General features: G+C 29.4%; 10 protein-coding genes. 8 read left to right on the top strand and 2 right to left on the bottom strand.

Annotated features, from left to right (window positions below; translation table 11 throughout):
* A partial coding sequence (locus tag BLS77_RS15825) for an IS3 family transposase (RefSeq protein WP_139164856.1) occupies positions 1 to 281 on the top strand: 281 nt, incomplete at its 5' end.
* A 164-nt stretch (positions 282 to 445) separates the two neighbouring features.
* Here BLS77_RS15825 and BLS77_RS15820 read toward each other — a convergent pair.
* Positions 446 to 934: a spore coat protein gene (locus BLS77_RS15820; protein WP_089972015.1), complete on the bottom strand. Its 489-nt coding sequence runs from the start codon at positions 932 to 934 to the stop codon at positions 446 to 448.
* A 426-nt stretch (positions 935 to 1,360) separates the two neighbouring features.
* On the opposite strand from BLS77_RS15820, the gene BLS77_RS15815 reads away from it, so the two are divergent.
* The 6 genes from BLS77_RS15815 (at position 1,361) to BLS77_RS15790 (ending at position 7,291) form a co-directional block, all read left to right on the top strand.
* Complete coding sequence (locus BLS77_RS15815; protein ID WP_089972013.1) at positions 1,361 to 3,283, top strand: PrkA family serine protein kinase; 1,923 nt, start codon at positions 1,361 to 1,363, stop codon at positions 3,281 to 3,283.
* 4 nt (positions 3,284 to 3,287) lie between these two features.
* Complete coding sequence (yhbH, locus tag BLS77_RS15810; RefSeq protein WP_089972010.1) at positions 3,288 to 4,463, top strand: sporulation protein YhbH; 1,176 nt, start codon at positions 3,288 to 3,290, stop codon at positions 4,461 to 4,463.
* Between the two features lie 2 nt (positions 4,464 to 4,465).
* Positions 4,466 to 5,836, top strand: a complete 1,371-nt coding sequence (locus BLS77_RS15805) for a SpoVR family protein (RefSeq protein WP_089972009.1) — start codon at positions 4,466 to 4,468, stop codon at positions 5,834 to 5,836.
* Between the two features lie 202 nt (positions 5,837 to 6,038).
* Positions 6,039 to 6,581 (top strand): rubrerythrin family protein, encoded by a 543-nt coding sequence (locus tag BLS77_RS15800; protein ID WP_089972028.1) that lies wholly within the window; start codon positions 6,039 to 6,041, stop codon positions 6,579 to 6,581.
* Between the two features lie 64 nt (positions 6,582 to 6,645).
* The gene (locus tag BLS77_RS15795; protein WP_089972006.1) at positions 6,646 to 6,906 is read left to right on the top strand and encodes a hypothetical protein; all 261 of its coding nucleotides are present in this window, start codon (positions 6,646 to 6,648) and stop codon (positions 6,904 to 6,906) included.
* A 25-nt stretch (positions 6,907 to 6,931) separates the two neighbouring features.
* Entirely contained in the window at positions 6,932 to 7,291 is a 360-nt protein-coding gene (locus BLS77_RS15790) for a hypothetical protein (RefSeq protein WP_089972003.1), read from the top strand.
* A gap of 77 nt (positions 7,292 to 7,368) precedes the next feature.
* Here BLS77_RS15790 and pssA read toward each other — a convergent pair whose 3' ends face one another.
* Positions 7,369 to 7,902, bottom strand: a complete 534-nt coding sequence (gene pssA, locus BLS77_RS15785; protein ID WP_089972001.1) for a CDP-diacylglycerol--serine O-phosphatidyltransferase — start codon at positions 7,900 to 7,902, stop codon at positions 7,369 to 7,371.
* A 169-nt stretch (positions 7,903 to 8,071) separates the two neighbouring features.
* Between pssA and BLS77_RS15780 the strand changes: the two genes are divergently transcribed.
* On the top strand, positions 8,072 to 8,953 hold the full coding sequence (locus BLS77_RS15780; protein ID WP_089971999.1) for a YegS/Rv2252/BmrU family lipid kinase: 882 nt from the start codon (positions 8,072 to 8,074) through the stop codon (positions 8,951 to 8,953).
* The last annotated feature ends 21 nt before the right edge of the window (positions 8,954 to 8,974 follow it).

Below are 8,974 nucleotides of genomic sequence, written 5' to 3'. Positions count from 1 at the left end.
GTGGTTATCAATATACAAATAGAACGTTCAAAAGTAAATTAGATAAAATAGAAGCAACACAGAGCATGTCTAGAGTTAGCCGCTGCATTGATAATGGACCTATGGAAGGTTTTTGGGGTATACTTAAAGTTGAAATGTATTATCTAAGAAAATTTGATACGTATGAGGAACTTGAACAAGCCATTGACGAATATATAGATTTTTATAACACACAAAGATTACAGAAAAAGTTAAAAAGTATGACTCCAATAGAATATCGAAGTCATACTTTAACAGCGTAATTTTTATTATTTACCCTGTCTACTTGACAGGGGGCAGTTCATAGTACCCTAGGCTTAGTTCATATATTTACAAGAACTTTGATTTGATATTTTTCTAAGTTTATTTAATAGAATATTTTTACTTGTTTTATCACTAGAAAAGATGGTAAGTATAATTACTGAAATTATTTAACATTATACATTCCTTTGCTTTCCATATATTGAAATATGGCTTCTCCGTGTTTTTGTTCTTCCTTTTGTATATGATTTAATACATCTCGAACATTAGTATCTCTAAATTCAAAAATTGTAGTATCGTAAGTTCCAGATACATATTTTTCTGTCATTAATAAATCGGTACACATATCAGCATCAGATAAATTAACTCCGCTTGATTGTGTATTATTCATATTAGTGGTAGAACTTGGATTTGCCACAGGTTGTGCTGAACCTTGATTTTGTTGCTGATTCATTTGCGGAATTGTACCACTTAACAATTGATTAATACTATCAAGATGTGTTCTTTCTGATTGACAATTAGCATTAAATATTTGTTTTAATTGAGTGTCCTTGGCTTGATTTGCATAATTTGTATACTTTTCTATACAAATCTGTTCGTGTTTTTTTTGATCCTCTAGTAACATTCTTTCTTTTTGTGATAAAGTTATTTGCATAATACTACACCTCCAACCTTATTTTGTGTAAATATTATTAATTTATACTAAAAAAGAGCCGATAACTTTAACCCATCTATTCTCATTTTATTAAATTCACGAGATAGAGAAGGCTTTTGGATTCCAAATTTTTCAGCAAGTTAGGTTTAAAGAAGATGTTTTTAATAGAAATAAAGAATAAGTATTACCTTGGCAAGAGCACTATAGCCTAAATTTATAAGGATATAGTGATTTTGTAGCTTTTGAAATTATTAGCATTTTAAGATAGAAATTTAGATTTTAGTCATATCTTTATACTATTACTGAATATATTTTAAGTAAGGTATTGTAAAACAAATAACAAGTCAAAGATTATTAGGATTGTTTGAACTAGATAATAATAATGACTAGTTATTTATTTGGAAATACCTAAAGAGGGGGGATTTTATGAACTTCAAAGAATTTATAAAGAATGATAGAGAAGGCCGTAATAGTGAAAAGTTCCAGGGGACATTTATTGATTATTTAGAAATAGTAAAGGCGAGCCCTGATACTGTTAAGCTTTCTCATAAACGCATATACGATATGATTGCAAGCAAAGGGGTAGAAGTTCTTAAGGGAGACGAAAATGCTAGAATTAGAAAAATATATGGCAATGAAGTTATAAGAAAGTATGGTTTCTTTAAAAATGAATTTTATGGAATTGATAAAGTAATAATGAAAATGGTTAACTATTTTAATTCAGCAGCTATGAAAGGTGAGGAATCAAGGCAAGTTTTATATTTAGTTGGGCCTGTTGGTGCTGGTAAATCTTCATTAGTTGAATCTCTTAAAAAGGCTTTAGTAGAATGTGAAGCTATTTATTCAATTAAGGGATGCCCAATGCATGAAGATCCATTACATCTTATTCCAAGACATTTAAGAGCTGAGTTTGAAGAACTTCTAGGAATACAAATAGAGGGGGATTTATGCCCTGTTTGTAGATATAGGTTAGTTAATGAATTTAAAGGTGAATATGAAAATTTTCCAGTTGAAACTAAAACATTCTCTATAAGATCTAGAAAAGGGATTGCTGTTGTACCACCAGTTGATCCAAATAATCAAGATACTTCAATATTAACAGGCTCAGTAGATATTTCTAAAATGGATATGTATCCAGAAGATGATCCAAGAATTTTCTCGCTAAATGGAGCCTTTAATGTTGGTAATAGAGGTCTGGTTGAATTTATAGAAGTATTTAAAAATGATGTTGAATATCTTCATACAATAATAACAGCAACTCAAGAAAAATCAGTTCCATCACCAGGAAAGGGATCAATGATTTATTTTGATGGAGTTATTGTAGCTCATTCAAATGAAGCAGAGTGGAATAGGTTTAAATCAGATCATACAAACGAAGCTATTTTAGATAGAATAGTAAAGGTTGAAGTGCCTTATTGTTTGGAACTTGATGAGGAAGTTAAAATATATAAGAAGATTTTAAAGAAAAGTAATTTTAAAGCACATATAGCACCACACACTATAGAGGTTGCAGGTATGTTTGCTATTTTAACAAGGCTTGCACCTTCCGCAAAAATAGATTCGATGACTAAACTTAAAATCTATAATGGAGATGAAATAGTTGAGAAGGGAACAACTAAGAGAATTGATATTATGGAACTAAGAGAAGAATCTGATCAATATGAGGGAATGAAGGGGATTAGTACAAGATTTATTATTAAGGCAATAGATAATGCCTTATCAGATTCTGAACATAATTGTATAAACCCATTAAGTATAATGGAAAGTGTCGTTAAATCTATAAAAGAATTAGATATTGCACCTGAGGATAAGAAAAAATATTTAGGGTTTATTCAAGATACAATTAGAAAAGAATTTAATAAAATATTAGAAAAAGAAATTACAAAAGCCTTTATACATTCATTTAGAGAACAAGCAGAAAGCTTATTTAATAATTATATTGATAATGCAGAAGCTTTTGTTAATAAGAGCAAAATTAAAGATGGTTCAACTGGAGAAGAATTAAATCCAGATGAAAACTTTATGAGAAGTATAGAAGAACAAATAGGGGTATCTGACGCTTCTGCTAAAGGGTTTAGAGCAGATGTTACATCATACATGTTCTATTTAGTTAGAAAAGGTGGAACTATAGATTACAAGTCCTATGAACCTTTAAAGGAAGCTATAGAGAAGAAACTTATGGCATCGGTTAAGGATTTATCAAGAATAATAACTAAATCTAGAATTAGGGATAAAGAACAAACAGAAAAATATAATACCATGGTTGAAGAAATGCAAAATAATGGATATTGTTTGCATTGCTGTGATGTAACTTTAAAATATGCAGCAAACAACTTATGGAAGGATTGATTAAATGGCAATCTTTAGAGATAGTAGCGATAACCCATTAAACCATGATAGATCAATAGAAGATAGAAGAAGGCATAGGCAGTTAGTTGAAAAATCAATTAAAGAAAATCTAGGAAATATTTTATCAGAAGAAAGTATTATTGGAGAGAGTAAAAATAAGAAATTTAAGATACCTATTAGAGGTATAAAGGAATATCAATTTGTTTTTGGAAAAAATAATAGAGGGGTTGCAACTGGTAATGGGGAAGAAGCCCGGGGTGATAAACTTGGAGAATCGGGTGAAGATGGAAAAGGGAGTGGAAATAAAGGTGCAGGAAATTCTGTAGGGGAAGATGTTTATGAAACTGAAATTACTTTAGAAGAATTAATGGACTATATTATAGAAGACCTTAATTTGCCTAACTTAGATAGAAAAAAATATTCGGAAATAATTACTGAAAGTGCAGGTAAAAGAAGAGGGTATCAAAGGCATGGAATAAACCCAAGACTTGCTAAGAAAAAAACTGTAATGGCTAAGATGGCAAGAAAACAGGGTAATAAGAGAGCCTTAAATGAAATTGTATCTAATGAAGAAATAGAAAGATTTCCTTTTAGAGAGGATGATTTAAGGTATTGGAAAGTAAAGAAAAAGCCTAAAAAAGAAAGTAATGCAGTAATGATATTTATTATGGATGTATCGGGATCTATGGATAACACAAAAAAATATTTAGCAAGGTCTTTATTTTTTGTGTTATCAAAATTTATAAGAAGAAAATATAATAATATTGCTTTTGAATTTATATCACATACAACTATAGCGAAAAGAGTAAATGAGTATGATTTTTTTCATAAAGCAGAATCTGGAGGAACTTATATATCAAGTGGATTAAATGTAGCTTTAGATTTAATAAATGAAAAGTATCCTAAAGAGGCGTGGAATATATATCCTATATACGCAAGTGATGGAGATAACTGGAGTGAAGATAATGAAAAAGCTATGGCAGCGGTAAAAGAAATATGCGCCCTAAGTAGCATGTTTGGATATGCAGAGTTATTGCCATCAACTTATTCAACAACTATGTATTACAGATTTAATAAAGAAATTGATTGTGAAAATTTCACCTCTGTAATTGTAAAGGAAAAGAAAGATCTTTGGGAGGCATTAAAGATAATGTTAAGCAAGGAGTTAGAGGAGGAATAGGAATGGAGTACATTCTTCGAGATTTAGAAGTTTGGAATGAAAAGATAGAGGCCAAAGCAAAAAAAGCTAATTTAAATTTTTATCCTCAAGAATTTGAGATAATAGGTTTTAAAGAAATGCTTGGATATGAGGCGTATGTTGGAATGCCTTCAAAGTATCCACATTGGAGCTATGGTAAAGCTTATGATAAAAATAAAACTTTATATTCTCTTAATATGACTGGTTTGCCATATGAAATGGTAATAAACTCTGATCCTTGTTTAGCTTATTTAATGAGAGAAAATACACTTTTATTGCAAATACTAACTATGGCTCATGTTTATGGACATAATGATTTCTTTAAAAATAATAGATTGTTTAGAGATGGAACAAGGGCAAATTATACCTTGGAAATGTTTAAGTTAGATGGAGAAATAATTAGAGGATATATAAATGACCCAAATATTGGTTATGAAAGAGTTGAAAAAATTATAGACTCAGCACATGCTATTAAATTCCAAATTCCACGAGTCGTAGGAGTTAAGGAGTTAACAGAGGAAGAAATTAGAGAAAGATTATTAAATGATTATAAAAGTAAAATAGAGAATAGAAATTTTTTAGATGAAAATGATGAAATTGCTGTTCCAGATTTAACAGCGGTACCTCTTGAACCTTGTGATGATTTAATTGGATTTATTATTAAGTATAGTAAACTAGAGGACTTTGAAAAAACTATTTTAAAAATAGTAAAAAGAGAAACAGAATATTTTATGCCTCAAATTGAAACTAAAATAATGAATGAAGGTTGGGCAAGTTTCTGGCATTATACTATTCTAAAAGAGTTAGAACTAGAAGAAGGGTTACACCTTGAATTTATAAAAAGGCATAATGATGTCATAGCACCAATACTTGGAGGTTTAAATCCTTACTATATTGGGTTTAAGGTTTTTGAGGATATAGAAAAAAGATATGGAAGGGAAAAAATATTTGAGGTGCGCGAGGTTGAGCGGGATAACTCATTTCTTAGAAAATATTTAACTAAGGAATTATGTGAGGAGTTAAATTTATTTCAGTTTGGAAAAAGAAGTTTTGAATATGTAGTAGAAGAAGTAGCAGATGAAAATGGATGGATGAAAATAAGAGATTCTATTTCATCAACTTGTGGGCTTGCAGCTATCCCTTGTATAAGAGTAATAAATTTAAATAAGAGAGATAACGTTCTTACCTTAGAACATTTATTTGACGGGAGAGAACTGGAAATATCTTATGCAAAAGAAACTCTTAAGTATGTTAATGATCTTTGGGGGCACAAAGTTATTTTGAAAACTAAATCTAAGGATGGAAGAGAAATAGAAATAATTTGCGATGAGGATAGAAAAATATTTATAAATTAAAAAATTTAGAGTAGCTATTTTTAGCTACTCTAAGTTTTTATTTTTTTGTCATTTAAAAAAATAGTGAATATTATAGTTTATTTTCCACACAGGATTATATTAGAAGCTTTAAATAAGACGAGGTAACAAAAAAGATATATATAGAATATATTGATTAGTAGAAATAATTATTTAGGAGATACAAATGGAGATGGAAATGGAAATGAAGTTAAAAGGAAGTAAAACAGAAAAAAATCTTTTTAGAACATTTGCAGGAGAATCAAGAGCAAGAACTAAATATGACTTATATGCAGAAAAGGCTAGGGCTGAAGGCTATCAATGGGTAGGGCAAGTGTTTAATGAAACAGCTCTAAATGAATATGCTCACGCAAGAAGAAGCTATGGGCAATTACTTAATAGGGTAGGAAGTACTAAGGAAAATTTATTAGATTCCATAATGGGTGAAACTAGTGAATTTAAAGATATTTATAAGAGGTTTGAAGAAGAAGCAAGAGAAGAAGGTTTCATGGAAATTGCTGATTTTTATAAGGAACTAAGAGAAGTTGAAGAAAGTCATCAAGTAAGATATCAAGCCTTATATGACAGGTTACAAGATGGAAAAATGTTTAAAGGCGAACAAGAATCTAAATGGATTTGTATGAATTGTGGATATATACATGAGGGTATGGATGCACCTTTAGTATGTCCACTATGTAAATATCCAAGAGCTTACTTTAAACCACTTTGTGAAACAACTAATTTGTAAGTGGCATGAAAATAGACTAGCATACTAACTTGCTATTTATTTCAATGTCCCTAAGGAGGATAATATGTTTATATCAATACCAAAAGAATTTTTTGTGCCTGTATTATTTAGAGATAGATTTATATTGAATTCAGAAAATAATAATATGGAATATAATACAGAAAAAACAAGCGCCATGGAGGCTAGATATAGAAGAATAGATGAAAAAAATAAAGAAGAACAATTAAAGGTAGAAAAAGAAATGAAAGTAGATAGGTCTAGAGATGGAGCAATATTGGATGAAGCAGATGAAGAATTTGTTAATAGTGAAACAGCAGTAGCATAGAAATTAGATTAAGTAGGTGGGAGCTTTGGCATACCGTGAAGTAATCAAAAATAATGGGGAGGAATTAAATAATCTTGCTGATCTTTTAGGTAAGTTTGTAAATTCATATAGATTATTAATAGGAGGGGCTGGAGAATTAAACATTATAGCCTTAGCAAAAAAGAGTGAGGTTAAAGATGCATTAGATAGAGCAGCGAATGTAGGGGCTATAATTGATGATTTAGTAAAAGTTATAGAAAGTAGTGATAATTGCTACTTTAAGTACATGAAAATAAAAAATAATTTTATTTTATCTAAAACAGAAAAGGATTCTATTTTAACAGAAATTAATAATGAGTTAGAATTTCAAAATTCTCAAAGATATGAGGAAGGAGAAGAGGAATAGGGCTAGTGTTATTTTTATAACCTAAGTAAAAAATTATAAAGGCCTAGTTTAGATTTCTAAACTAGGCCTTTATAAACTTATAATTTTTTAAGTTTCAAAGTGCTTACCATTAAATATGAACCAAGTAACATTAAAATTATAGGTACATAGATAGGTATATGAATTAAAACGGTAGGTTTACAAACTAACATTACAAATAAGCCAATAAAGCTTCCAACAATTGTAATAGGAACCCCTGAAAAAGTACCGTCAAATTCTGTTGCGTTAAATCTAGCTAATCTGTAAGCTCCACAAATAGGGAACGTTAACAGAACAGCTATACCTAAAATACTAAATGGTCCAAAATCTTTTAAATTAAATAATAAATATACTAATATTGATGGTGCCACTCCAAAAGATACTAAATCAGCTAAAGAATCTAGTTCTTTACCAAGATCACTACTAACTTGAAGAAATCTTGCGATTCTTCCGTCGTATCTGTCAACAAGGGCTGCAATAATAATAAGTATACTTGCCAATAAATATTTTTCAGCGCAAGCAGATAAAATAGATAATATACCACATCCTAAATTAATAAATGTAAATATATTAGGAATACAACTTTTTTTCATATAATCACTCCTGATTAATTCTTGTATTATTTTATTGATTTGAGACTTATTATAACATAAAATTAATAAAAATATAAGATGCTTGCAATTATAAGCAAAATCAAAAGCAATATAGACATAAAATGGAATTGATGTTATAATTCAATATAATTTGGTTAGGAGGGAAATAATGAAAAAAGTTAAATTTATATATAATCCTTACTCAGGTGAAAATGCAATATTAGAGAAACTAGATGAAGTAATTAGAATCCATCAAGAAGCAGGATATTCACTAGTTCCTTATAGAATAGATAAAACTTCAGATTTAATAGAGGCTTTTAGTGATGCAAAAGATGAAAATTATCATTATGTATTAATTGCAGGTGGTGATGGTACTGTAGATTCCGTAGTAAATGCTATGGCTAAATGTGGTGTTTCACTTCCAATTGGAATATTACCAGTTGGTACAGCAAATGATTTTGCTAAGTTTTTAGGAATTCCATTTGATATAAAAAAAGCTTGCATGCAAATATTATCATCAGAGGTAACAACTGTAGATTTAGGCAGAATAAATGATAAATATTTTATAAATGTTGCAAGTACAGGACTATTTACAGATGTTTCACAAAAAACAGATGTAAATTTAAAAAATACAATTGGAAAGCTAGCATACTACTTAAAAGGACTAGAAGAACTACCAAATTTTAGAAAGCTTAAAGTGAAGATAAATTCTAAAGAAGTTGACTTTGATGGAGAAATGTACTTTATGTTGGTGTTTAACGGGAAAACAGCAGGTAACTTTAATTTAGCAACACATGCAGATGCAACAGATGGGTTACTAGATGTTATAGTTTTTAAAGCAATACCAATTAGAGAATTAATTCCACTATTTATAAAAGTATTAAAGGGAGATCATTTAGAGTCAGATAATGTATTATATTTTAAAACAGATAGTTTAATAATAGAAAGCCCTGAAGACATAGTTACAGATATAGATGGAGAACGTGGACCTGAATTTCCACTTAATATAAAATGCATAAAAGGTGGACTTAAAATTTTAGGAGTTAAATAATTTTATAAAAAATAGAATAAA

Source organism: Clostridium gasigenes (assembly GCF_900104115.1).
Lineage (GTDB): Bacteria > Bacillota > Clostridia > Clostridiales > Clostridiaceae > Clostridium > Clostridium gasigenes.
This window is presented reverse-complemented; position numbering and strand designations above follow the sequence as displayed.